This window comes from Dyadobacter sp. NIV53 (assembly GCF_019711195.1).
In the GTDB taxonomy this organism is placed as follows: Bacteria; Bacteroidota; Bacteroidia; order Cytophagales; family Spirosomataceae; genus Dyadobacter.
The window spans coordinates 6,778,387-6,802,368 of the sequence record NZ_CP081299.1; the positions used below are offsets into that span (position 1 = coordinate 6,778,387).

Annotated in this window: 25 protein-coding genes and 2 pseudogenes; 10 read left to right on the forward strand and 17 right to left on the reverse strand. The window is 38.2% G+C overall.

Going from position 1 to position 23,982, the window contains the following annotated elements:
* Positions 1-115: 115 nt before the first annotated feature.
* Positions 116-1,069 (forward strand): Rpn family recombination-promoting nuclease/putative transposase, encoded by a 954-nt coding sequence (locus KZC02_RS27715; RefSeq protein ID WP_221391637.1) that lies wholly within the window; start codon positions 116-118, stop codon positions 1,067-1,069.
* A gap of 10 nt (positions 1,070-1,079) precedes the next feature.
* On the opposite strand, the gene KZC02_RS27720 is transcribed toward KZC02_RS27715, so the two are convergent.
* The 4 genes from KZC02_RS27720 to KZC02_RS27735 all read right to left on the reverse strand — a co-directional run bounded on the left by KZC02_RS27720 (position 1,080) and on the right by KZC02_RS27735 (position 4,486).
* Positions 1,080-2,303, reverse strand: a complete 1,224-nt coding sequence (locus KZC02_RS27720) for a DUF4374 domain-containing protein (protein WP_221391638.1) — start codon at positions 2,301-2,303, stop codon at positions 1,080-1,082.
* Between the two features lie 9 nt (positions 2,304-2,312).
* Positions 2,313-2,993 carry a hypothetical protein gene (locus KZC02_RS27725; RefSeq protein WP_221391639.1) on the reverse strand — a complete coding sequence of 227 codons (681 nt, stop codon included), beginning with the start codon at positions 2,991-2,993 and terminating at the stop codon, positions 2,313-2,315.
* Between the two features lie 89 nt (positions 2,994-3,082).
* Positions 3,083-3,622 carry an RNA polymerase sigma-70 factor gene (locus KZC02_RS27730; RefSeq protein ID WP_221391640.1) on the reverse strand — a complete coding sequence of 180 codons (540 nt, stop codon included), beginning with the start codon at positions 3,620-3,622 and terminating at the stop codon, positions 3,083-3,085.
* A 114-nt stretch (positions 3,623-3,736) separates the two neighbouring features.
* On the reverse strand, positions 3,737-4,486 hold the full coding sequence (locus KZC02_RS27735; RefSeq protein WP_221391641.1) for an SDR family NAD(P)-dependent oxidoreductase: 750 nt from the start codon (positions 4,484-4,486) through the stop codon (positions 3,737-3,739).
* A gap of 297 nt (positions 4,487-4,783) precedes the next feature.
* Between KZC02_RS27735 and KZC02_RS27740 the strand changes: the two genes are divergently transcribed.
* Entirely contained in the window at positions 4,784-5,029 is a 246-nt protein-coding gene (locus tag KZC02_RS27740; RefSeq protein WP_221391642.1) for a helix-turn-helix transcriptional regulator, read from the forward strand.
* Positions 5,030-5,041: 12 nt separating this feature from the next.
* Here KZC02_RS27740 and KZC02_RS33465 read toward each other — a convergent pair whose 3' ends face one another.
* Both KZC02_RS33465 and KZC02_RS33470 read right to left on the reverse strand, forming a co-directional pair.
* Positions 5,042-5,467: a topoisomerase C-terminal repeat-containing protein gene (locus KZC02_RS33465; protein ID WP_409014273.1), complete on the reverse strand. Its 426-nt coding sequence runs from the start codon at positions 5,465-5,467 to the stop codon at positions 5,042-5,044.
* A 48-nt stretch (positions 5,468-5,515) separates the two neighbouring features.
* Positions 5,516-7,155: pseudogene (locus tag KZC02_RS33470) on the reverse strand (DNA topoisomerase 3); the annotation flags it as partial.
* A gap of 593 nt (positions 7,156-7,748) precedes the next feature.
* Here KZC02_RS33470 and KZC02_RS27750 point away from each other — a divergent pair.
* On the forward strand, positions 7,749-8,033 hold the full coding sequence (locus KZC02_RS27750; protein WP_221391643.1) for a hypothetical protein: 285 nt from the start codon (positions 7,749-7,751) through the stop codon (positions 8,031-8,033).
* Between the two features lie 138 nt (positions 8,034-8,171).
* On the opposite strand, the gene KZC02_RS27755 is transcribed toward KZC02_RS27750, so the two are convergent.
* The 3 genes from KZC02_RS27755 to KZC02_RS27765 all read right to left on the reverse strand — a co-directional run bounded on the left by KZC02_RS27755 (position 8,172) and on the right by KZC02_RS27765 (position 10,388).
* A complete protein-coding gene (locus KZC02_RS27755; RefSeq protein ID WP_221391644.1) occupies positions 8,172-8,594 on the reverse strand; it encodes a hypothetical protein in 423 nt (140 codons plus the stop codon).
* Between the two features lie 157 nt (positions 8,595-8,751).
* Entirely contained in the window at positions 8,752-9,621 is an 870-nt protein-coding gene (locus KZC02_RS27760) for a hypothetical protein (RefSeq protein ID WP_221391645.1), read from the reverse strand.
* 170 nt (positions 9,622-9,791) lie between these two features.
* Positions 9,792-10,388, reverse strand: coding sequence for an OmpH family outer membrane protein (locus KZC02_RS27765; protein ID WP_221391646.1), 597 nt, complete (start codon positions 10,386-10,388; stop codon positions 9,792-9,794).
* A gap of 316 nt (positions 10,389-10,704) precedes the next feature.
* On the opposite strand from KZC02_RS27765, the gene KZC02_RS27770 reads away from it, so the two are divergent.
* Both KZC02_RS27770 and KZC02_RS27775 read left to right on the forward strand, forming a co-directional pair.
* A complete protein-coding gene (locus KZC02_RS27770) occupies positions 10,705-11,829 on the forward strand; it encodes a redoxin domain-containing protein (RefSeq protein ID WP_221391647.1) in 1,125 nt (374 codons plus the stop codon).
* 96 nt (positions 11,830-11,925) lie between these two features.
* Positions 11,926-12,933, forward strand: coding sequence for a sugar phosphate isomerase/epimerase (locus tag KZC02_RS27775; RefSeq protein WP_221391648.1), 1,008 nt, complete (start codon positions 11,926-11,928; stop codon positions 12,931-12,933).
* A gap of 62 nt (positions 12,934-12,995) precedes the next feature.
* Here the strand turns inward: KZC02_RS27775 and KZC02_RS27780 are convergent, their stop codons facing one another.
* From KZC02_RS27780 to KZC02_RS27790, 3 genes are all read right to left on the reverse strand, one after another.
* A complete protein-coding gene (locus tag KZC02_RS27780) occupies positions 12,996-13,310 on the reverse strand; it encodes a protease inhibitor I42 family protein (RefSeq protein ID WP_221391649.1) in 315 nt (104 codons plus the stop codon).
* 135 nt (positions 13,311-13,445) lie between these two features.
* Positions 13,446-13,853 (reverse strand): hypothetical protein, encoded by a 408-nt coding sequence (locus KZC02_RS27785; protein ID WP_221391650.1) that lies wholly within the window; start codon positions 13,851-13,853, stop codon positions 13,446-13,448.
* A gap of 19 nt (positions 13,854-13,872) precedes the next feature.
* Positions 13,873-14,982, reverse strand: coding sequence for a C1 family peptidase (locus tag KZC02_RS27790; RefSeq protein ID WP_221391651.1), 1,110 nt, complete (start codon positions 14,980-14,982; stop codon positions 13,873-13,875).
* A gap of 433 nt (positions 14,983-15,415) precedes the next feature.
* Here KZC02_RS27790 and KZC02_RS27795 point away from each other — a divergent pair, with 433 nt between their 5' ends.
* On the forward strand, positions 15,416-16,018 hold the full coding sequence (locus KZC02_RS27795) for an HD family hydrolase (protein WP_221391652.1): 603 nt from the start codon (positions 15,416-15,418) through the stop codon (positions 16,016-16,018).
* On the opposite strand, the gene KZC02_RS32225 is transcribed toward KZC02_RS27795, so the two are convergent.
* The 3 genes from KZC02_RS32225 to KZC02_RS27810 all read right to left on the reverse strand — a co-directional run bounded on the left by KZC02_RS32225 (position 16,019) and on the right by KZC02_RS27810 (position 18,183).
* On the reverse strand, positions 16,019-16,381 hold the full coding sequence (locus tag KZC02_RS32225) for a TIGR03643 family protein (RefSeq protein ID WP_221391653.1): 363 nt from the start codon (positions 16,379-16,381) through the stop codon (positions 16,019-16,021).
* Positions 16,363-17,781: a DASH family cryptochrome gene (locus tag KZC02_RS27805; protein WP_229253844.1), complete on the reverse strand. Its 1,419-nt coding sequence runs from the start codon at positions 17,779-17,781 to the stop codon at positions 16,363-16,365. The genes KZC02_RS32225 and KZC02_RS27805 overlap by 19 nt, the downstream gene beginning before the upstream one ends.
* Positions 17,782-18,045: 264 nt before the next feature.
* On the reverse strand, positions 18,046-18,183 hold the full coding sequence (locus KZC02_RS27810) for a DUF2256 domain-containing protein (RefSeq protein ID WP_221391654.1): 138 nt from the start codon (positions 18,181-18,183) through the stop codon (positions 18,046-18,048).
* Positions 18,184-18,443: 260 nt separating this feature from the next.
* On the opposite strand from KZC02_RS27810, the gene KZC02_RS27815 reads away from it, so the two are divergent.
* Positions 18,444-18,809: a BlaI/MecI/CopY family transcriptional regulator gene (locus tag KZC02_RS27815; RefSeq protein WP_221391655.1), complete on the forward strand. Its 366-nt coding sequence runs from the start codon at positions 18,444-18,446 to the stop codon at positions 18,807-18,809.
* Between the two features lie 26 nt (positions 18,810-18,835).
* Positions 18,836-20,821 (forward strand): M56 family metallopeptidase, encoded by a 1,986-nt coding sequence (locus KZC02_RS27820; protein ID WP_221391656.1) that lies wholly within the window; start codon positions 18,836-18,838, stop codon positions 20,819-20,821.
* A gap of 70 nt (positions 20,822-20,891) precedes the next feature.
* On the opposite strand, the gene KZC02_RS27825 is transcribed toward KZC02_RS27820, so the two are convergent.
* Positions 20,892-21,293, reverse strand: coding sequence for a RidA family protein (locus tag KZC02_RS27825; protein WP_221391657.1), 402 nt, complete (start codon positions 21,291-21,293; stop codon positions 20,892-20,894).
* A 151-nt stretch (positions 21,294-21,444) separates the two neighbouring features.
* Here KZC02_RS27825 and KZC02_RS27830 point away from each other — a divergent pair, with 151 nt between their 5' ends.
* Together KZC02_RS27830 and KZC02_RS27835 are read left to right on the forward strand one after the other, a co-directional pair.
* The gene (locus KZC02_RS27830) at positions 21,445-22,017 is read left to right on the forward strand and encodes a hypothetical protein (RefSeq protein WP_221391658.1); all 573 of its coding nucleotides are present in this window, start codon (positions 21,445-21,447) and stop codon (positions 22,015-22,017) included.
* Positions 22,018-22,305: 288 nt separating this feature from the next.
* Positions 22,306-23,444: pseudogene (locus KZC02_RS27835) on the forward strand (glycoside hydrolase family 5 protein).
* 354 nt (positions 23,445-23,798) lie between these two features.
* Here the strand turns inward: KZC02_RS27835 and KZC02_RS27840 are convergent.
* On the reverse strand, positions 23,799-23,960 hold the full coding sequence (locus KZC02_RS27840; RefSeq protein ID WP_221391659.1) for a hypothetical protein: 162 nt from the start codon (positions 23,958-23,960) through the stop codon (positions 23,799-23,801).
* Between the last annotated feature and the right edge of the window lie 22 nt (positions 23,961-23,982).

Below are 23,982 nucleotides of genomic sequence, written 5' to 3' on the forward strand. Positions count from 1 at the left end.
TTCCCGAAGGTTTGAGTGGGAAAAAAATAAAATAATTTTCAGGAGATTATTTAAGAAAGCAATAACCGACAAAGAAATTATCGCATTTCTGGCATTTACACATACTTATTGAAATATGGAAGATTTAAATATTGGGCCTTATATTGATCCATTTACGGATTTCGGATTCAAGAGGATTTTTGGTTCTGAACCTAATAAAGATTTACTGATTGATTTTCTCAATGAGTTGTTTTTAGGGGAACGAAGGATTGTGGATCTGGTTTATAACAAAAATGAACACGTCGGTCCTCTTGCTGAACATCGCAAAGTAATATTTGACTTGTTATGTACTGGTTCAAATGGAGAACAGTTTATTATTGAAGTGCAGCGTGTAAAGCAGGAATTCTTTAAAGACCGTTGTTTGTATTATACTTCATCACTTATAAAAGATCAGGCCCCCACTGGAATTGCGCGATGGGATTATTATTTAAAGCCGGTTTATTTGATTGGTTTAATGGATTTTACATTTGAAGATGCGCAAGATGACCATTGTCTGCATAAGATTCATTTGATTGATTCAAATTCAGGAAAACTATTCTATGAAAAACTGGGTTTTATATTTATAGAAATGCCTAAATTCAATAAAAAGGAGACAGAGCTCACTTCGGAACTTGACAACTGGTTCTTTTTGTTAAAGAATTTAAGTAAATTGAATAAAATTCCTGCATTTTTAAGAAAACCCGTTTTTAGTAAATTATTCAATATTGCAGCAGTCAGTAATCTTAATATGGAAGAAAAAATGGCATACGACACAAGTTTAAAGGAAAAATGGGATTTGGATAATTCAATGGATTACGTACTTAAAGAAGGGTACGAACGTGGAATTCGCCAGGGTATTGAGAAAGGAATCGAACAGGGTATTGAACTAGGAATTGAACAGGGAAAAGAACTAGGAATTGAACAAGGAATTGAACAAGGCAGACATCAGGAAAAGTTAAACAATGCTCATACTATGAAAAAAAGAGGTATGGATAATAATTTGATTGCAGAGTTATTAAATCTTTCCTTAGAGCAGGTTGAAAATTTGTAATTTATTAAATCTAATTCAAACGGTCCAGCCTTAGAATATAATCAATGTCACCTTCAAATTTCAATCCTTTTTGAAGGTGATTTGTTTTAGGATTATAGTTCCAGACGTAACTTCCTTCCGAATCAGAGTTGATCGTAATAAACACCAGTCCGTTTTCCACAAGTACACATTGTCTGGCTGTGCCTTTGTCTAATGGCAGATTTAACCTGGTTGTAGATTTAGTATTTAGATCCAATACATAGAAATCAAAATGCGGCACTTTGTAGTGATCCTTCATTCCGGTAAACAAGCCTTTTCTTTCTGTTCTTACAATTGCTTTTCCATTACCAATGTACCAAAAGCCGTAACCATGATTTTGAATGGCAGAAGCTGATATATTGAAAAAATAACCCGGATCAATTTTCTCATCTGAATTTTTAATCCGGTATATACCGGTTGGTTTATCAGGATTATTTCCCAAAGCAATACCAGGACAAGCTATAAAATAAAAATCACCCTTCTCATCAGTAAAAAAATGGGATTGTCTGGTATTAATACCTCCCGGACTTGTAGAACGTGTATCTTTAAGTCTGTCGAGAGTTCGCATCCCAGGATAACTCAAGACCTCCACATAGGATGTATCGCTTGTAGTGTAACTATTTAAATTGTTGGTGGTATGATATGTATAACCCACCATTAATTTGCCATTAGAGAATTTGGAAAAGCCAACTGACATCCAGTTAAACTGACCAAAAGGGGAAGGGATTTCCATGAGGCCCTGTTGAGCGGTCATTTTTTTTACCTGAATTTTGGCATACCTGATCTTGGGTATTTTTCCTGCATAACCTATGATCAGCAAAGAATCACGGCTTATCCAGTTGTAATTTTCAACAGTGGAAAAATCTGTTAAAGGTAGCGATGCTATTTTTGTAAAAACGCTGTTTATGATGCGGTATTTATTAAAAATACTCGTTTTCCAATCCAGGCTGTAATAATTTCCATCAAGTACGATCAGTTCATAATACTGCCGTTCCGGTATGACCTTTGTTCCTTGCTTTTCAGGATTTATAGTACCACTCAGGAGAGAATCCGTTTGAATAATGTATTCGTTACCAGTTTTTGTCATGGTATAAACACTGTATTTTTTTTCTTTGGAGCTCCCCTTTTCTGTACTGTCCCGGTTGCAGCTTATCAATAAATTAAAAACAAAAACACCGATTATAATCCGGAACATATTCCTCATTAAAGTATTCATTGGAATATATCAGATATTGAATTGATGTATAAGCTGTCTCATAAGCAGAGGTGGCAAACCCATCATTGATCCTTCCTGCAAAATGATCACTTCATTTGTATTAGGATTACTGCTGTAATTTAATGCTATATAATTTTGCCCTTTTTTGAACACCATTTTTTCGGTACCCGAATTATTTTTAGAACATGTACCGTTGATAGTAAGCTCAATATCTTTTTTAGGATTGATCATCATGGCTCCGCAAAAATCTATTATTCCGGTTTGGTTATCAATTTCGATATTACTTTTCGGGCCAATGGAAATGGAATATTTGCTTTCAGAATAATTTTTATTGATTGTATCCGATAAGTTGTTAACCACAATTGTACCGTTTTTAGTAGTTGGGTTTTTTAAATAAAATAATGTAAGTCCGAACATACCAACGAGCACGGCCGCAGCAGCAGCTTGCTTCCAGGCAGGTTGAAAGAAAACAGTGCTCAAGAAAGAATCCGACTGTTTTCTATGATCAGGAAGGACAGAAGTTATTTCTTCCCACATATCGGTTTTAAGCTGAAATTTATCTTCTCCTGCAGGTAATGTTAATTCCTCATCGTCATCATCAGCAAATAACCAGTTTTCAACTATTACCTTTTCTTCCTGAGTGCAGGTTCCACTGTGGTATTTTTCAATAAGTTCTTTACTGATGTGCATGAAAGTGCTGCGTTATTATAAATAGTTTGACGTCCTTTTAGTAAAAGTAGCATAAATAAGCATTTACCGTAAGTAAGGTATAGAAAAAGCTACTGAATGTATTCAGTAAGGTTTGATCTCAGTGTAGTAAGTGCCCGAGTAATATGATATTCTACTGCTCTTTCTGAGATGAGCAGATTCGAGGAAATTTCTTTATTTGTCAGGCCTTGTTCCCGGCTCATTTTAAAAACCTTACGGCACTGGCAGGGAAGTGTGTCCACCAAATTATCGACCTTCGTTTTTAAGCTGTTGAACATGACCTCATTTTCAGTACAATTTGCAGAATTACAATAATTGGCGAAAGCTACTTCATTGTGTTCTTTTCTTGACCGGGTATTTCTCAGATATTCAAAAACTTTAAATTTTGCGGCACGAAGCAGATAGCGTTCTACCGAAGTTGTTATTTCCAACTCATCTTTTCTTTCCCAAAGTGATTTAAAAATATCCTGTACCATTCCTTTGGCGGGTTCGGTTTCCCTGATATTATTGTAGCATACAGCAAAAACCTTCTCCCAATGCAGTTCATATATCTGCTTAAAAGAATTTTCATCAATTTTGATTGGACTGCTATTCAGGATGTAATCAGGCATACATCTTTGTACTGTATCTGGGTTGAAAAGAGCACAAAGATAGTATCTTATTTAAAATAAGTCCAGATAAAATCAAAAATTAAAATAATCAGAATGGTATTATTTGTGGTTGGATCAATCCGAATAAATCATCTTTCGCGTCATTCCGCCATCAATGACCAGGTTGGTTCCGGTAATAAAATCATTTTCCGGATGTGTAAGATATAAACAGGCCCTTGCAATATCTTCCGGCTTGCCAACCCGTCCTGAGGGGTGTTGCCGATGGTCACTAACTTTCAAATGACTGTAATCATATGTTTCTATCCAGCCGGGACTAATAGCATTAACTGTAATATGGTCGGCAGCGAGGGAAATTGCCATTGCATGGGTCAGTGCCAGAATGCCCCCTTTTGAGGCAGCATATGCTTCTGTGTGTGACTCGGACATCAATGCTCGTGTTGATGAAATATTTACTATACAGCCACCATTGTTATACCGCATCATTTTTGCCGCTTCTCTCGAACAAAGGAAAGTTCCACGGAGATTAGTATTCAGCACATAATCCCATTCCTCAACTGGCAGGTCATATACTGATTTGTCGATGCTTAAACCGGCATTATTTATGAGCACATCAATATGGCCCCATTTCTCCAGTATAGCTTCCATCCCTATCACAATATCCTGCGGAGCGGTTATATCAATAAGATCTGAGCTAATGTATTCGCGTGACTTGCAAAAAAACCTTCGTGTATTTTCTGGTGGATTGGGTTCTTTATCCCAAATCACTACCCTGGCGCCTTCATTTGCGTAAAACTGAGCTATCGTCTGGCCGATGCCGCTACCACCTCCAGTAACTATCACGACCTGTTTTTCGTATAAAAACATTGTTTCTATGGTTTATCAGCATAAAAAAAGCCCTGGAGAACCAAAATACTTTTTCTGTTATCCGGGCGGGCTGATATCATAACTCAAGTTTACAGTCTTGTATCAAGACTTATAAACGTTTCTATCAATCGTGGCAGGTAAGGATAAATATTTTTGTAACTCCTTGTAGTTAAAAAGCGACTTAGTACAAAAGTCAAGCCAGGCCGAAATTCATTTTCCTTATACTGAAATTTTAACAGATCAATTCGCCTGGCATAATTTTGTACTTGATCCGACAGTACTTAAATCAAAAATAACATGGAAATTTCAATTTATGAAGCTCGTGCAAAACAAATTATTATTGAAATAAAACAATTAATAGAGGCCAAAGGAATGAGCCTGGATTCGTCTGACACACAAGGTGCCATCATATCACGACAAATGGCTGATGAGATATTTTCTGGAAAAACAATGCCAAGTCTTGAACAGTTTTTGGCGTTATGTGAAATTTCCGGGATTACAATCAGCATGCCAGCTGTGGAAACTCCCGACAATCCCATGTGAGGAAATGTGGTATCACTCTACTTCAAAATTAAACTCGCCGGTCATAACCAGTTTGGCATTAACCGGTTCGGGATTTCCCGGTATAGCCAGGCCTTTTATTTTAGCTGTCCGCCCCTTGCTCAACAGATCAAAAACATTTTTATCATTTAATTGTTTGCCCAGAAATTCGAATGGAATTTTAAAACCACAAACCTGAAAATTCCCGCAGCCATAAGCTGTTTTCCCTTTCTTTAACAAGTAAGATTTACATTTCGGGCAAGTCAGGGATTCGATGGAAATTTCTTCTTTGGGTTCTTTTGGCTTAGCTTCCTTTTTGGGTTTTTCTTCTTTTATTTCAATCGTGTCTTCTTTTATAAAAATCATCCTGCCAGTATTCATTTTCACTTCCGTAGTGATGTCCACTACCATCTGAATAAGTTCCTGCTTAAAGGTTTCCATTGAATACTCGCCCTTTTCGATCAAACGCAATTTCCGTTCCCAGTTGCCGGTAAGTTCCGCACTTTTAAGCAGCTCATTCTGGATGGTATCGATCAGATCCATACCCGTTTGTGTTGCAATCAGGTTTTTTTTATTCTTTTCAATATACCTTCTCTTAAAAAGTGTTTCTATGATATTGGCCCGGGTGGAGGGGCGGCCTATGCCATTATCTTTCAACAGTTCACGCATTTCTTCATCTTCAACCTGCTTGCCGGCTGTTTCCATGGCACGCAGCAAAGTGGCTTCACTATAGTATTTGGGCGGCGAAGTTTTTCCCTGATGTACCCAGGGCTCGTGAGGGCCAGTCTCACCGGCTACAAAATTCGGCATTACCTTTTCTTCCTCTTCTTTCTTTGTATTTGTTTCGGTAATATATACTGCACGCCAGCCCGGATCCAGGATCTGCTTTCCGGTAGCTTTAAATTCAACTTGTCCCACTTTTCCCATAACCGTCGTGTTGGAAACCCGGCATTCAGGATAAAATGCTGCCAGATAACGACGTACGATCAGGTCATATATTTGCCTTTCTTCCTGACTGATATGCACCGGCTGTACGCCAGTTGGAATAATTGCATGGTGATCAGTTACCTTTTTATCATCAAAGATCGTTTTTAGTTTAGGAATTGGCTTTTCCAGGATTAAAGCTGTATACTGACTGTATTGTGTCAGATCTTTCATAATTCCTTCCATTTTGGGATGCAAGTCTTCGGAAAGATAAGTGGTGTCAACGCGGGGATAGGTCACGAATTTTTTTCGTACAAATTCTGAATATGTTTCAACGTGTCTTCCGCCGAGAAACCAAATTTTCTGTTTGCCTCTACCTGTAATGAAGTAAGGTCGAAAAGGCGTGGATTACCTTCTTTTCCTTCCTTTTTTTCAAATGAGGTGACTTCAAAAAGATGTTCTTTAAGATAAGCCAATCCCTTATTCGCTTTTTCTGCATTTCTGATACGGTCAATTGTAGCCGTGAATTCAGTTTCCCTGTAAAGCGTTTTAAGTTCCCAGTAATCTTCTGATACGAATGCATTAATTTCCTTTTGTCGCTGTACGATCAGCGCAAGGGTAGGGGTTTGTACCCTTCCGATAGATAAAACCACTTTTCCCTGCCCGAATTTTTTAGTAAACAGCCTTGTGGCGTTCATGCCAAGAAGCCAGTCGCCAATAGCGCGGGCACTTCCAGCTGCGTACAAATTGTCGTATTGACTGCTATCACGAAGTTTTTCAAAACCTTCACGAATTGCCTGTTCAGTTAGTGACGATATCCATAAACGTTTTACCGGAACCGCACATTTGGCTTTTAGAAGAACCCAGCGTTGTATCAATTCACCTTCCTGTCCTGCATCACCACAATTGATCACCTCTTCACATCGCTTTACCAGGTATTCAATCGTACCGAATTGTTTAAGCGCACCCGGATTATCTATAAGTTTGATCCCAAAGCTGGATGGGATCATCGGAAGATCTTCCAGTCGCCATGATTTCCAGCGATCGGTGTAATCGTGCGGTTCTTTGAGCGTACAAAAATGGCCGAATGTCCACGTTACCTGATAGCCGTTTCCCTCATAATATCCGTCTTTGCGCTGATTGGCACCCAAAACGGCTGCTATATCCTTCGCTACACTAGGTTTCTCGGCGATGCAAACTTTCATATTTTTAATTTTGAACCAATTATTACAAGCTGGTTCGGGTAATTGATAACAAAATACAGAACGGACAAAGTTTACCAATTTTAACGAAACTGTTATTATCAGCCTCTTCTTTGCTTCAACTTTAGCCTAACAACATAAGCCTCAGCATACCTTGCGACCGAAAAACCACCGAATAATTCGTGACTGCAAAAATATTTTCAATTTTTTTAAAAATATTTTCATTCATCAGTTGATTTTCAGGCGATTTTGGGCGTATAAGTCCTATTGATATAATACATTCAGAATAAAATTTCCTGAAATGTCTAAAATGTAATAGAATTATTCTGTCAACCAGTGAAGTGGAACATTTGCAAATTGATACTGTATTACGGACAAAATTTTTTTAGATCAAAAAGGACATAAAATAGTAGTTTTTAATTTCATAATATTTGAATAATACCATTTTTGTTTTTCCAAAAAGTGCTTGTTTTGATAAAAAATTCAAAATATTATTTTGTTATTTAATAGTCTGAACGTTTGTATTCAGAATATTGTAGTATATTTGTACAAGAATTAAGAACAATAACAAGAAAGACAAATAAACACAAGCAGCAATGAAAAATGCAAAAAATGTTATAGTAGGTGCAATGATGGCAATGACTATCGCAACTTACGCCAACGCAAATACTTTGAACAAAACTTCCGTACATATATTAGCATCCGTTGAAGAGAAAACCAAAGTATCAAGCGTAATAAATAAAGTATTACCTGTAACACTTCCGGTTCTGGAAACTTCTGCACCTAACGCAGTAAAGATCTCTACTGACACCAACAAACAAAACGCAAATCAAAAAGCAGCTATCGTAGGCCTTCAATTGAAAAGCAATACTACGAAGTAAGTATAAGCAGCCTTGAATTAAGAAGGTTTTATTGATAATGAAATAGTAAAAGGGACGGAATTTTTTCCGTCCCTTTTTTTGTAACAACAAAAACGGGATCGTACGAGCTTATTATTTTAAGAATTTATATTGAATAAGTTACTCCCTCACATATTTGATTCTGCCACCCATAATGCAATAAGTGATGATCATTTCATTGTCAATCTGCTCAATATCCCAGGATTCACAAATTATACAATCTATGAGATCGCACTGAGGATTGTGATCCAGCGGGGTTTTTGGTACTATCTGAAATGGTTTTCCATTGATATTATACGATTCTGGCGTGCAGCAGGCTGGTAACCCGTTATTTTCCAACAGGACACCGTCAAACCTAAAAATTATGTAGTTCGCTGTTACTTTTTCCCAGACTTTCTTTCCGTTTATTGTCCTTTCATACGAGTCTGAACGCCACTTTCCTGCAATATTTTTAATTTCAGGAAGCGTCTCCGGATCTACTGCACTTTTCTTACAGTCAGAAAGAAGAAGGATCAAAAGCAGATATGCTATAAATTGCTTCATATAGAAATGGTTTTTCTGTCAATGAGTCAATTTAGGATTTAATGGTTGGAAAAGGATGAAAATATAGTATGAAGAATCATTAGCCAAATGAAGGAGACAAGTGATTGAAAACACTACTATTAAATAAATGGTATTGGTAACAACCTGTTACATACATTCAAACTCTTCTTTTTAAACCTTCCAGAATACTGATCAAAATATTGTAATCATCTCTGACCCAATTGCCTGTCGCATCGCCTTTATACGATGTCGTACGTAGATAATCGTCTAACATATCGTACGCTTTTAAGGCATCCTCCGGCGAATGAAAACTGTTGATCCAAACCTCAGGCATTTGATCCTTTGGTATCATTCCTATGCCGGCATTATATATTTTGATAATGCCCTTTGAAAATTCCCATGATATTATTTGCTGTTTACGCGTATCTGCCGCTTTTAAGAGATACGCACTATGTGAAAGATAGCGGATGAGCCTGCTTCGAATTTGTTTGTCACTTTCGACAGCTGACGGCTTCACTCTCCATGCATTATTGGATGGATAAAACGGATCCTCCTGGTACTTTTCCATTCTTTTTCCAAAGCCTGCCAGCAAAATACTTTTCCCGGTCAATGATTCGAGCTTTACTTCACGCAAACCACGTTTACCGCGACTAAATAACAATTTATATTTTTCAGTTTTATTTGGGTAAACGATTGAAACAGAGCTATCAGCTTGTGCCCATTTTCCAAAGGTATATTCCCCATTTTCTTTAACTTCCGTAAAGCTGTTGTCCGGAAAAAAGGACAGGAGAAAATCTTCATCTTTTTCCATTTTTACAGCTTCATTTGTGAGTGAATCAGGTTGGCGGGTTACAGTGATTTGCCTGATTTCTGCATCAGCTAGCCGCCAGCTTCCATTCAGACTATTATTTGCCGGTTCCGATTTTTCAATATCTGATGTTTGACCAGGCATTCTGTTATGCCTGATTATACCGCACCGGTCAAGCATCATCAGGATAATCAGGAATATCAGTTTAATATAGGTCATTATAAAAGTGCTGTTTGGAAATCATTGCTGGTCATGATATCAGTTGACTGACTTTCATGATGGCGTTTAAAGTATAGAAAAATAATAAATTATAAAAATTCAGCCCGATTTTCAATCGTATTGATTAAAAAACCGGGCTAATTTATGAAACTGGATTTTTCTTAATTTTTCTATTTCTTTTTAAGCATCTGAGGAATTCCAATCTTTCTGATCGATGCAGATGTGCTGTCAATGCCCAGGTTTTTAAGGATATCAGCTGAAAGGTTTGCGGTTGAATCCCGGGCATACAATACGACCGGCCAAATGTCTCCACCGTCAGGATTTAAATCCATTCTTAAAACGAATGCATAATTCTTTTGCCTTCCAGCAAATATGATCGCATCATTTACCTTTTGTCTGATCGGAGTGAATTTTTTAATGTAATACTCTCTGAGCTCATTCACCGAATTGGCCTGAAAATCCTCATACGATTTTTTCAGGTTTTCAAGTTCCAGTGCTTTATCGCGTAAAATCGTTTGTTCTGATTTTCCTGCAACCAGTTTTTCAAATGCCACAGATTTCGCTTCAAATTCATCATATTTTTCTTTGAGGATCTTATCATACTGCTGACTTTTTGTAATAATTTCCAGGTTGAGCTTCTTGAATTCAGGCAGATTTTCAAAGATATATTGCTGATCAACAAAGCCGATTTTATCATGCTGATCCTGCCCATAACTTACACTCAGTTTCAAGCAAAAGAAGATCAAAAGTACAGATAAGTATCTCATAATGATTTAATTGGAAAAAAGGTGAAACATGATGTGCTAACGGAAAATATGATTTTCTATTATCTTAAAAAATGTTAAAAGTGTGGACTCGACTTTCAATGGCGGAAAAAGGAAACTTCTGAACTTTCACAACAGAAAAGTTTACGTAAAAGCGTGAAGTCGAGCGGAAAAACCACTTAAAAACCTTTGCTCAAAGTAATTGGTTTTCCAGACACCATTATTAAACTTCATAACTTAAATTAGCATAATAACAGTATTTTATAGTAATACAGGTGCTTTTTGTTAAATTGGCATTAATTACTAATTCATGGATCTTATGTACTCCCGTTATAATTTGTTGATTACATTATTACTGTTATTTGTCTTTGGTAATCAGGCAATTGCCCAGCATCCTGAAACATTAAAAACCGGTTCAGCGGCACCTGATTTTAATTTGAAAGGAATTGACGGGAAAAATTATACTTTAAAAAGCTTTGCCGCCAATCCGATTCTGGCCATTGTATTTTCGTGTAACCATTGCCCGACTGCACAGGCTTATGAGGAACGTATAAAAAAACTTGCCTCAGATTTCAAAACGCAAAAAGTGGGGCTGGTTGTTATTTCTTCCAATGATCCTAACGCGATCAGGCTGGATGAACTCGGATATACGGATCTGAGTGATACTTACGAAGAAATGAAAATCAGGGCAAAAGACCTGAATTTCAATTTCCCATATTTGTATGATGGTGATACACAAAAAACCGCATTGGCATATGGGCCAGTAGCCACCCCGCATATATTTATTTTTGACAAAGAGAGAAAACTTCAATACAACGGCAGGATCGACGATGTAGAAAAACCTACAAAAACACCTAACAATAGCGACGCGCGTAAGGCAATTGAAGAACTGCTTGCCGGTAAGCCTGTTACCAATCCAACGACCAAAACCTTTGGTTGTTCCATGAAATGGATGGATAAAGAGCAGGGAGTGGAAAAGGAAAAAGCCGCCTGGGCAAAAGAACTTGTAACATTGGAAACAATTGATGATGCCGGATTAAAGGAACTTATTGCTAATAAATCCGACAAATTAAGGCTCATCAATGTCTGGGCAACGTGGTGTGGACCTTGTGTGACTGAGTTTCCGGATTTTATGCAAATGCAGCACATGTACCGTGGCCGTGACTTCGAGTTCGTTTCAATCAGCGCCGACAGTCCGGATAAAAAGGATAAAGCTTTGAAATTTTTGCGGGGAAAATTCGCCTCCAATAAAAATTATATTTTTAATGTAGATGATAAGTATAAACTAATTGAAGCCGTGGATCCAAAATGGCAGGGTGCTTTGCCTTATACTTTGCTTGTAGAGCCAGGCGGAAAAATCGTATATGCCGGTCAGGGGCCAATTAATCCTCATAAGATCAAAAAACTGATTGTGGAGAATAAATATGTTGGAAGATATTATTGAGGTGTAGCAATATCCTTGCCTTAAACACAAACAATCAAAATCATTTCAAACGGAGCAATAAACTAAAAAGTATTTCAAAAAAATAACCAATTCATTATGCAAAATCAAGACATTACAAGACGACAATTCCTAAGCGCCTCTTCTATGGCTGCGGCAGGAGTGGTACTATTTTCGGGATCGACTTTCGGTATGCCTGCCTATATCAAAAATCTGGGGAAACCCAATTCACTTTTTAATGGCGTTCAGATCGGTGCAATTACTTATTCGTGGCGCAGTATGCCAGGTAGTGCAGAGCAGATATTACAATATTGTATTGATTGTAATATCAGCGCTATTGAACTGATGGGGCCAACAGGTGAATCCTTTGCAGGTGCGCCAACAGCTCCTCCGCGTCCATCGGGTCCGCCACCTGCTGGCGGGCAGCGGCCGGAACAAACACCTGAACAAAAAGCAGCACAGGCGGAATACAATACCAAAATGGCCGAATGGCGCGCAAAAGTTCCCATGGATAAATTTGTTCAGCTTGGGAAAATGTATAAAGATGCCGGAGTAAGTATTTATGCGTTCAAACCTTCTGCTTTGGGTGAAAATAATACAGATGCAGAGGTTGATTATGCTTTCCGGGCAGCAAAAGCGATGGGAGCAAACCAGGCTAATATAGAATTACCCAACGATCCTGCACAAACAAAACGCCTTGGTGATATTGCGGCAAAAAACAAGGTCTATGTAGGTTATCATGGGCACACGCAGCAAACACCAACATGGTGGGATGTGGCTTTGAGCCAGTCGAAGTACAATGCAATGAATTTTGACATGGGCCATTATGTGGCAGCTGGTTTTAATCCGCTTGAACTCATTCAGGCAAAACATGACCACATTGTAAGTATGCATGTGAAGGACAGAAAATCAAAAGAAAATGGTGGTGCCAATGTGCCCTGGGGAACAGGTGACACGCCAATTATAGCGGCGTTGGAACTGATGCGCAAAAACAAATACAAATTTCCTGCAACTATAGAACTGGAATACGATATTCCGGCAGGATCAGACGCTGTGAAGGAAACGGCAAAATGTGTCGAATATGCACGGAAGGCATTGATGGCTTAGATTTTTGTTTCGCCGTTGTTGGCTGCAATATCAATAACGGCGATTCTTTTATCCCATTTTCTTCACTCACTTTTATACTTCAATGAAAAAGTTTCCAAAGTATCCTTCTCCCATTTTTGCCGGTTTTCCAGCTTAATACTTCCCGCTCCGGGAGCCAGAACTTTAAATTTGAAAATATGTTTTCCACCGCCGCCAGCTGCTGATGAGGCTGTTTTGAAGCTGTCGCTGGCTAATTCTATCTGACTTGAATTGTGTTCTGTGGTTTCCCACATATAACCAGTAGTTGGGTTTTCACTTAATGTAATGTGAATAACATCTCCCGGCGATACCTCAATCGTTCCATAGGAATCGCTATTGCTCACGTTGATTGTAGCCATAATGATAATTTGGTTTTTAGACACAAAAGGATGTATTTCCGCCTGATTAATGATGAAGTAAGATCCTGAAATGGAGCAAACTTAATTTAACCAGGCAAAAAATACATCCGGTATGATTTACTGTTTGATTCTCATCTAGAAAATGTACATCTCGTTTACATTGCCGGCATCGACGGAGTAATCAATCTGGCAATTTTTTGTTCTGGCCTGAGCAGCGAGTATTGACATGGCTGCGCTGGCCGAATCGTAAGTAACTGCCAGTTTTACCCATCCTACGCCTGCAATGCTCATCCAGGAATTACGTGCATGCTTTGTGTTATAAAGTCCGTTTACCCGTTTGTCTCTATTCCATACGGCAGCTCCAAAAGAATCCTCCATGCTTAATATTTCACCACTGGCACTTGGTGGTGACAGGGCAGGTGCGTTTTCCTGACGTGAAGAGAGTGAGGTACCATCCATTTCTACTTTAACACTAGGTTCAGTGCCATTGGATACAGAAGCAGATGATTCTTGTGCGGGCATTGTTTTTACTGGTGATTTCATGATTTATTGATTTAAAAAATTAGAATACATACAAGACACTAATCATCTCTGTTTCGTCAATCGTCAGATTAACAGTGGATCCAACAGTTTTGGCAGTAGCCAGATCAGTTACCAGATTGGTAAAGCCAATATCATTGTTGTTGGATATTTTTTTCCAGCCAATGTCTGAAATATATGCCCACGCGTTGCGGTTTTCATTATTAGCCCACAATCCGGTCACTTTCTTAGCATTGATGTCGTAGCTTCCTACCACACTGTTAGCACCATAAACCTGAGCTTCGATACCACATTGGCCGTAGCCAATCCTGAAAAATCCTGATTCTCCAAATCCTGTTCCCCAGCTGTTTTTGCAAATCCAGCATTCCAGCGCGTCGCTGTACCCTACGATACATACACAATGACCGCCTCGCAGATCGTTACTTGTTTTTTTGTATACGCCCGATGTATAACTATAAAAATCTGCATATACAGAAAAACAGGCTTCTATCGGGCCTTTGGAAGCGATCCATTCTTTGATTGCACTGATTCCATTTACTTTGGCATATCCGGAAATTTTAGTAACCCGGTTTGCCCAGTCAGCACATCTGTTGGTACAATTCTGGTCGGCGGGCGTATAAGGGTAACAGGCTTCATCAGCCACACCAATATCCCGGAAACCGATCATGGCATTTTCCGGCCACCATCCGTTGCTGCAGTTCCGTCCTTGCGAGCGTGCTATGCAGTGAAACAGATGTGCTTCGGATAAATCAACGTTAAATGCGGCACCTCTCTGAATTTTAATTCTGCTTTCAACTGAGGCTATTGTTCCAAATGCTACGCAGGAACCGCAGCTTGACTGATTTTTAACAGGGGTAACATAGTTCAACCCGCCATTATTCCGCCAGTCGAATTGTGCCGGGGCTGTAAATTCCTGGTTGCCAGCTAATAATGACGCTTTAAATGCGTTGTAATTTTCGGCGCTTATACGTTCCTGTACTTCTAATGGTTCGTCGTTTGGACCTGGTGTATAACCAAGAAAATTGTCTTTTTCCTGGTCGCTCATACGGAAGAACTGATTTTCACTGGCTTGCCAGGAATGTCCGGCATTTGCGATTGCTTCCTGAATCTCCTTAATATTTTGCTTTGCCATTTTCTGATTTTTGAAATATTTTAAAATAATTTGACACGCATTCCGACAGCAACATACAACACCGGTATTTTTGTATTTTGAAATCGTATTATTGGAATACTATAAAAATTTCAGTAAATATTTACACTGCAAAGTTTGGCTTAAATCAAAATAGTTTTTAGCGTATTATTACCTGTTTTGATTGAGTAAGGTTACCCGAAATACCAATAGACCGAACCGTTATTAAGTAAACGTTTGGTTGCTTTTGGATAAAATATATAAAAAACTTTATTGATAAACAGTCGGTTACCTAATTTCAACACTTCTATTTTAATGGAATTATCGCTTGCTGTAACTTTCTTGTGTTAGCAGGGAAAGCAGAAGATTTAAAAATAAAGTTGCTGATATACTAAATTCGCATTAGCTTTTGGCCTTAATCTAACATTTGAAAAAAATGCAAAACGAAAACCTGTTGAAACAAATTGAATTTATAAAAGAGATAGACAAACTCAAATATATTCAGCGCCGGACTAAACTACTGGGAAGTGACAGAAATGAAAATGATGCAGAACATAGCTGGCATTTAGCCATGATGGCTATCATTTTATCCGGGCATTCTAATGTTAACGTCGATGTTCTTAAAGTTTTGAAAATGGTACTAATTCATGATATCGTCGAAATTGATGCTGGCGACACTTTTATTTACGATACATCGAAAAACCATACAAACACAGACGAAGAATTACTGGCCGCCAAACGGATTTTTGGAATACTTCCTCAGGAACAGGCGGAAGAAATGATAGCGATTTGGGAAGAATTTGAAGAAGGAAAAACGGATGAAGCAAAGTTTGCCAGATCTATGGACAGGCTGGAACCTTTGCTTCAGAATGTGTCTAATAATGGCGGAACCTGGCAGGAATTCGGTGTGGATTACAAAAAGGTATACAATAAAAAACAAATCATTGCAGAAGGATCTACCGAAATCTGGGCTTATGCAGAAAACTTAATCAACGAAAGTGTAGAAAAGGGAATTCTTAAAAAGGACGATACACTTTAATTACCTTTTTGATATTTTGTTCAAAGTAATGCTTCGTTGCAGATTACTTTTAAACCTGTTTATGTCTTCCGAACGCTTTTTGGCATGTTTGGTACTTACATTAGTCGCCCTTGTGCGCCAAAGTTTATAACTGGTGAACTTCAATTGCTGTTTCATCAGAGATTTTACATCCGGCTCTTTTAAACCGAACTGAAATTCGATGGCTTCAAACGGGGTTCTGTCTTCCCAGACCATTTCAATAATCCGGTTTATATCTGATTCAGAAAGTGTCTTAAAATCAACCGGCTTTACTTCCGGCAAATGATCAGCTTCCAATGCCGGCAGCTGATCATTTGCTTCCAATATTATACTTTCTCCAGCCATAAATTTCTGTATGATTTGTCTAAATCGTAATCTGTTGCCTGTTTTTCTATATTAAAGTACCGGTTGCCCCTTGGATCATTACCAACCCCGGCTACATAGGCCCAGTTTCCCCAGTTGCTGCAGGGGTCATAATCAATCAGTTGCTGTTCAAAATAAGCCGCACCATAACGCCAGTCAAGTTTCAGGTCGTTTACCAGATAACTTGCTACATTCTGGCGGCCTCTGTTACTCATAAAACCGGTCAGCTTTAATTCAAGCATATTGGCGTCTATAAAATCCACACCCGTTTCACTGTTGATCCATTTGTTTAGCAAATCTTCATTAACTCCCTTAGGCACGATATCTTTGTCCTTAATTCCCATTTCCAGAAAAAATTTATGATTATATTTTTTCATCATAAATCTGAAATAGTCCCGCCAGAGCAATTCAAATATTAACCAGTAGGTAGAGGCATTAGCAGAATACCGGGCCTCATATTTTTTAACCTCATAATAAATTTCTCTTGGAGACAAACAACCCATCGCAAGCCAGGCTGAAAACTTGGTTGAATAGTTCTCACCGATCATACCATTGCGGGTTTCTTTGTAGGTGGATATCGCCCTGGTTTCATAAAAATAAAACTGTAAACGCTTATACGCTTCTGTTTCCCCGCCTTTCGAATGAATGGCAGATCGCTCGTCTGTGGCCATTGGAATAAGTCCGAGATCCTGCAATGTTGGTAGTTGTAAAGGAGGAATTTCAGGGGACTTTATTGAGGCAGGTTTAGCGAAAATATCCCTTATTTCAGACTCTTTTTCGATCCTTTTTCTAAAATTGGTAAAAATGTCCGGAATGTCCTTCTTGGTAAATGGCAGATCCTGTGCGTGGTAAAGTGTACTGGTACTGAACGTTTCTAGTGTACAATGCAACTTCCACAATTCTTTTTCTACAATTTCTTCCGTTTGTCTTTCTTCGTAGGCAACTTCTTTTTTTGCAAATACTTTCTGAGCTCCGTATTGTTTGGCTATTTTAAAAAGCTCCTCTTCCGGATTGCCTCTTAAAACGATCAGCCCGGATCTCATTTCTCTGAGGCGGGCATCCAGATCGGCTAGTGAATCTAATAAAAACTGAGCCCTGAAACTGCCGGTTTTCTGAAAACCAAATTCGGTGATTTTATAATGTGCATCGTCAAAACAATAAACCGGAATAATTTCGTCACTCTGTTCAATAGCGCGAACGAGCGTTTCGTTATCATGTAATCTTAAATCAGTTTTAAACCATACAATCGATCTTCGCATCATATTTTGTTTATGTATTTCAAATAATACGCTAACCTGCTCTGTTAATCCGGTTCTCGCGCCTATTCCTGTTCTGATCCGTTTTTTACCAAATAATATTACAGCAACTTTTTTTCTTGCCAAAATAGAAAATTGCTGAACGATTTATCGGAAAATATGAATAGACTCCGTCTTTATGAACACTTGCCGGCGGTGCAAAATTCCCATTATTGTAACTCTTTGTATATGACGATTAAAAATCGTATTAAAATGCTGTAATACAACAAGTTATATAGAATTTATTTTCGATTTCCAATTGTGGTTTTCTAGCTTTGGATTACACGTACTGGTAACATACGTTTAACTGCACATTCACCACAGTACCTACTTAAAAAGAAGCATGAAATTTCATTTATTATTCCTGCATTTTTCACTGCAATACTTTACTTCATCCCAATTCTTTTCCCATTTCTTCCGCCAGGAAAATGGTTTTTTACAAACTATGCAAATTTTCTCCGGCAGATTTTCTTTTTTTACTCCTTTCACTTTTTAAATGGTATTAGTTGAAATTAATTGAATTCATTTTCAGTCAGTTATAGTGCAACTATTGCAAGTCGTGGTAGGAATGATACAAATATCAATCCAGCCTCATTGTGTGGATTTGGTAAAAAGAGATGGTTACTACTTATGCGCAGAAATTAAATGAACAACTCGGAATTTGTAAATTTTAACATAAATTAAGAACATAGGTATTTGTTCGTACGAAATATTTCCTACCTTTGAAATGTTGATTAAAAAATGAAATAATGGAACCGACAAAATCAGAATTAGAGATATTACAGGTACTCTGGCAGCACGGGCCTTCAACGGTACGGTTTGTGAATGACAAGCTGAATGAAGAAAAAAGATCAGTTCAGTATTCATCAACACTGAAATTGATGCAGATCATGGCAGAGAAAGGAATTGTTAAGCGGGATGAAAGCAATATGAAGCACGTATATAGTCCGGCGGAAGAGGAAAACAAAACTAAAAATAAGCTATTGGGCCGGTTTGTGGATTCCATGTATAACGGTTCGGCGTCGAGCCTGGTAATGCAGCTTTTTGGAAATAAGAATACATCGAAAGAAGAACTGGATGAAATAAAAGACTTCTTGAAAAAACTGGACAACTAAGCGAAAAATCATAAAATCTGTTAGCCATGAATTTTAACTTTTTCAACTTACCATTTTCCCGAAATATCATTCAGGCTTTCAGCTGGACATTACTTCATTCAGTCTGGCAGGGCTTGATTGTGGCTGTTCTGGCCGGAATAGTTCTTCTGTTGACCAAAAAAGTTAAGCCTGTTTTACGTTACAATTTGCTTTCAGGATTATTACTGATGCTGATTTCAGTAAGTTGTTTTACTTTCTGGTATGAATTAGACAAACCTGCAAATACACATGATGATTTAGTTCTCCGGGATTTTTCAGGAAGTAGTAAACTGATTGAAGGAATAGGTGAGGTTCGGTTTGAAGTAGTAAACCAGGTTGATAAAGAGCATTTTACTCAATTGATCATCCATTATTGCAGTGAAAATGCGGCCGTTATTGTTGGGATTTGGTTACTGGTTTTTTTAATGAAATCGGCAAGAACTGCTGCGGGGATTTATTATGTGCAGAGAATTCGTCATCACGGTATTTATCATGTAGATGAACAATGGAAACAGCAGGTACACCAACTTGCAGAAAGGTTGAAAATAAGAAAAAGCATTTTATTATTCGAGTCAGAAATAGTGAAAATTCCGATAGTTACAGGATTTCTCAAACCTATGATCCTCGTTCCTGCGGGCTTTCTTGCCAACTTACCTTACAGCCAGGTTGAAGCCATTTTGCTGCACGAACTGGCACATATAAGAAGGCAGGATTATCTGGTCAATCTGTTTCAGAATTTTGCGGAAAATGTATTCTTTTTTAATCCTGCCGTGTTATGGCTCTCCAAATTGATCAAAGAAGAAAGAGAACATTGCTGTGATGATCTGGCGATCGGGGTTATGCAAAACAAAAACTCCTTGGTGAATGCGCTGGTATTGTTTCAGGAGTATAAAAGTGCAGGTACAAAGCATGCTGTGGCTTTTGCAGGAAAACGAAACCACTTGCTCGATCGTATCAAAAGAATCATTTACAACAATAATAAACAATTAGATGCCATGGAAAAATTATTTGTAACAGCCAGTTTATTCACCGTTGCCGCATTATCGCTGGCTTTTTCTAACGAACCAATTAAAGTTTTGCCCACGTCTTTATCATCAGCCGGTAAAAAAGTGGAATTATTCAATCCGGTAAAAACCGTTGATGTACAGGAAGTTTTAAAAGATACTATTCCGGCAAATAGCGAGGTGGAAAGTTCCGGTAATTCTGTGACAACAATACAGGTTACAAAAAATGAAAAACGGTATGAAATTATACAGAAAAACGGAGAAATTACCGAGCTGAAAATTGATGGAAAACTGATCCCGAAAGATAAAATAGAATCTTATGAATCAGAAATTGAGCCAATTCTGGAAGAAATAGAAGAGCAACACGAGCAGGCCGAAGCTGATAGGGAAGAAGCTGATGACGCAAAGGAAAGTGCGAATGACGAAATGGATGACGCAAAAGAAGCTGAAATGGATGCGGAAGAGGCAAAAATAGACGCCAGGAACTTTCGGTATGAAGCGGAGGAAATTCGGAAACAGGCAGAGCTGATTAAGAAAAATGCCGAAAAGTTTAAATTTGAGGCTGAAAACTTCCAGGTCACAATGAACGAGAACAGAAATAACGCAAACAACATTCGTAAACAAGCGGAAGTAATCAGGAAAAATGCTGATGTTACCCATTTAAATGCCGAAAAATTCAGAGAACAAGCGGTCGAAATAAAAAAGCAGGCTGAAGTTATAAGAAAACAAGCGGAGAAAACGAGAGCAGAATACGAGAAAATGCAGGAAAATTTAATTGCTGATCTGATTAAAGAGGATGTAATTAAGGATAAAAACAATCTTTCGTATAAGTTGAGTGACAACGAATTGATCGTAAACGGAGTAAAACAGCCGGATGCCGTTCATAAAAAAATAAAAGCAAAGTATTTGAAAGAGGCCAATGTTGAAATGGTTTATAACTGGAAAGGAAAGAATGGTTCGACAACGTATGGTATAATCCAGGCAAAATAGTTCAGTTTATTTATTGAGAAATAAGGACTTTTTAAAACCTACGGAGATATATTTCCGTAGGTTTTTGCATTTACAAAGTACTTTTCGATACAACTGCAACTGCTTCAATTTCAATCAGATAGCCAAAATGTAACTCTGGTACAGGGACAATAGCACGTGCCGGTTTGGCATTACCCAAGGCTTCTGCATAAAGACGATTAAAAGTTGGCCAGTGCTCTACACCAACGATGTAAACAGTAACTTTAAGCAAATCTTCAAAGTTACTGCCGGCTGCATTCAAGATGGCCAGAAGATTGCTTAATGCCTGCTTAACCTGAACTTCAAAAGATTCAGTGAAGGTATGGCTGCCATCGGCATTGACAGGTAATTGTCCTGATACATATACCGTTCCGTTGTATTCCGTTGCCTGTGCATAATGCCCGCCGGGTAATGCGGCTTCTTTGGTTTGTATAATCCTGATTGATTTGTTCATGGCTGATTAAGGTTAATGAGGAATTTAATGCTTGAAGTAAAACATAAAATAAGGAATAATACGGATCACAACAGGGGAAATTCCGTATTGCGGAAATATTGCTATTTAATGAATTTTGTATCTTCTATTTATCCATTAAATACTTAACATTATGAAAATCGCAATTGATATTACCAAGATTCATTGTACTCGTACAACTTTTGAATTAGGTGCTGATGAAATTTATGCGGCCATTTTTGTTACAGCGTTAAAAAAGGACGGTAGCGGTGTGGTTACTACATTAAAGGATTCAAAACCACTTTTTGGTATTGTTACCGATGTGCAAAGCGATGTGAAAAAAGGCAAGATTTGGCTGCCGTCGCCCAATCATTTCGAAGTAGATGTTGCCGATGATACGGAATCAGTTGGATTTTCTTTTGCGCTTTATGAAAAGGATAATGGTGAAATATTTGATAAAATGAAGCAGGAACTTACCGGAATTATAGAGCCGGAAGGTTTTGATTTTAGTCAGATACCACTTACTATAGATTTTTCCCAGATCACAAAAATTCTATTCGGTTTACTCAAAAAAGCGGTTATCCATTTCAAACAGGATGATTTACTTGGAGTGGAAGAATTTGTGGCCGAGAAAGGGAAACTGATAGGGGATGAATTCCCGAGAGAATTTGACTATAAGAGAAAGAAAGGGCAATACGAACTGGGTGTTACCATTAAGGCTGCTTAAAAAGTACGATTTTACTTTTATCCGGAATTTCAAGTTTATAACAGTCTGCTGAGAGTTGATTTAGCAGACTGTTCCATAATCTACCAATATCAATTGTCAGTGCCAGATTTGCAATCCTTCTCAGCAATGTGGCTAATTTGGAAGAATTTATTTTTCAACCGTTTATAAATGTTTTCTTTCCTGAAAGAAACAATAGTCCTGATACAATTTTTAGCCATTTCTTCCATCCAGCATAAGTAAAACTACGGTTTGCCGGTTTTTATTAACTGAACTACTCAACCGGAAACCATGAATCGCAGGATTTTCATCAAAAGCACCAGTACAATTGCTGCTGCAACGGCTTTGACGCCCGAGGCTTTTTCCTTGCCGGTAAAAGAAGTGAAAAATAAACTTCCGAAATGGAAAGGGTTTAATCTGCTTGACTTTTTTCTCCGGATCCTGCTAATGGAAGAAAAGCCACTACCGACGAACAACTGAAATGGATGAGCGACTGGGGTTTTGATTTCGTGAGGATTCCGATCGCTTATCCATCATATGTGAAATTTGACAGAAGCCGGAATATTACACCGGATGAAGTATATCAGATTGACGAAGCTGCCGTTGATCGTATTGATAAATTGGTGGAAGCCGCCCATAAATACAATATTCATGTAAGCCTTAATCTGCATCGTGCGCCGGGTTATTGTATAAATGCCGGTTTTCATGAGCCTTATAATCTCTGGACTGATCAAAAAGCGCTGGATGCATTTTGTTTCCACTGGAATATGTGGGCCAAACGGTACAAAAATGTTTCGAGGAAAAAGATCAGTTTTGATCTGTTGAATGAACCAAGTATGCGTGCAGATATGAATGACCAGCTCTCGGAAAGGACTTCAGTGCCGGGAGATATATATCGTAAATTGGTGATGGAAGCTTCGGAATCAATACGACGGGAGAATCAGGAGCACCTGATAATAGCAGATGGAAATGATGTAGGAAATACTGTAATCCCCGAAATTGCTGATCTTGATATTGCTCAAAGCTGCCGGGGTTATCATCCGGGTATTATTTCCCATTATAAAGCACCCTGGGCAATGAAGGATACTGAAAATGTTCCTGAGCCAAAGTGGCCCGGACAAGTTGGTGAACAATATCTGAGCCGTGCTATGTTGGAAAACTATTATAAACCCTGGATCGATCTGGTAAACAAAGGCGTTGGTGTGCATTGCGGTGAATGCGGAAGCTGGAACAAAACCCCACATGCGGTATTTCTGGCCTGGTTTGCCGATGTGCTTGATATACTTACTACGAACGGAATTGGTTTTTCGCTTTGGGAATTCAGTGGTGATTTTGGTGTTTTAAATTCAAAGAGGGCTGATGTTGCCTACGAAGACTGGCACGGGCAAAAACTGGATAGGAAGCTATTGAGTCTGATGATGAAATACTGAAATAAGTCTTTCATATATCAATATTATTCTAATATGTGAACATTTAGACTGGTATAAGGCTTGATACGAATAAAATCAACTCTGTTATATGTGTAAAAATCGGTGCAATATTGTTCCGCAACCGCAATATGCAAACAATTATTAAAATCTGTAAAACCGATTTGATTAGCTTGTTCAATTCCCTTTGAAATTCGATCGACCCGTAAGTGGCTGGAATAGAAATAATAATTCATTAAGTCTGGAACTAATATATTAATTATGCTGCTTCAGTTTGCCCATTACAAAATCAACTTCTTGAATACTCAGCCAAGAAATGAGGAAAGAATTATCTGTAATACCAGACTCAATCAGATGTTACGAAAATGAATGCTTAGTTACATTTTGATTGATATAAGAATTAATCAAAACATCGGTATCAAAGTATTTCATTTCCTTATCGTACATCTGATCAATAATGGTACGAAAATCTACGGAAGGGTTAATCTTTGGAGCATTTAACCGACTTTCTTCAACCATTTTTCTTAAAGCGTTATTTCTC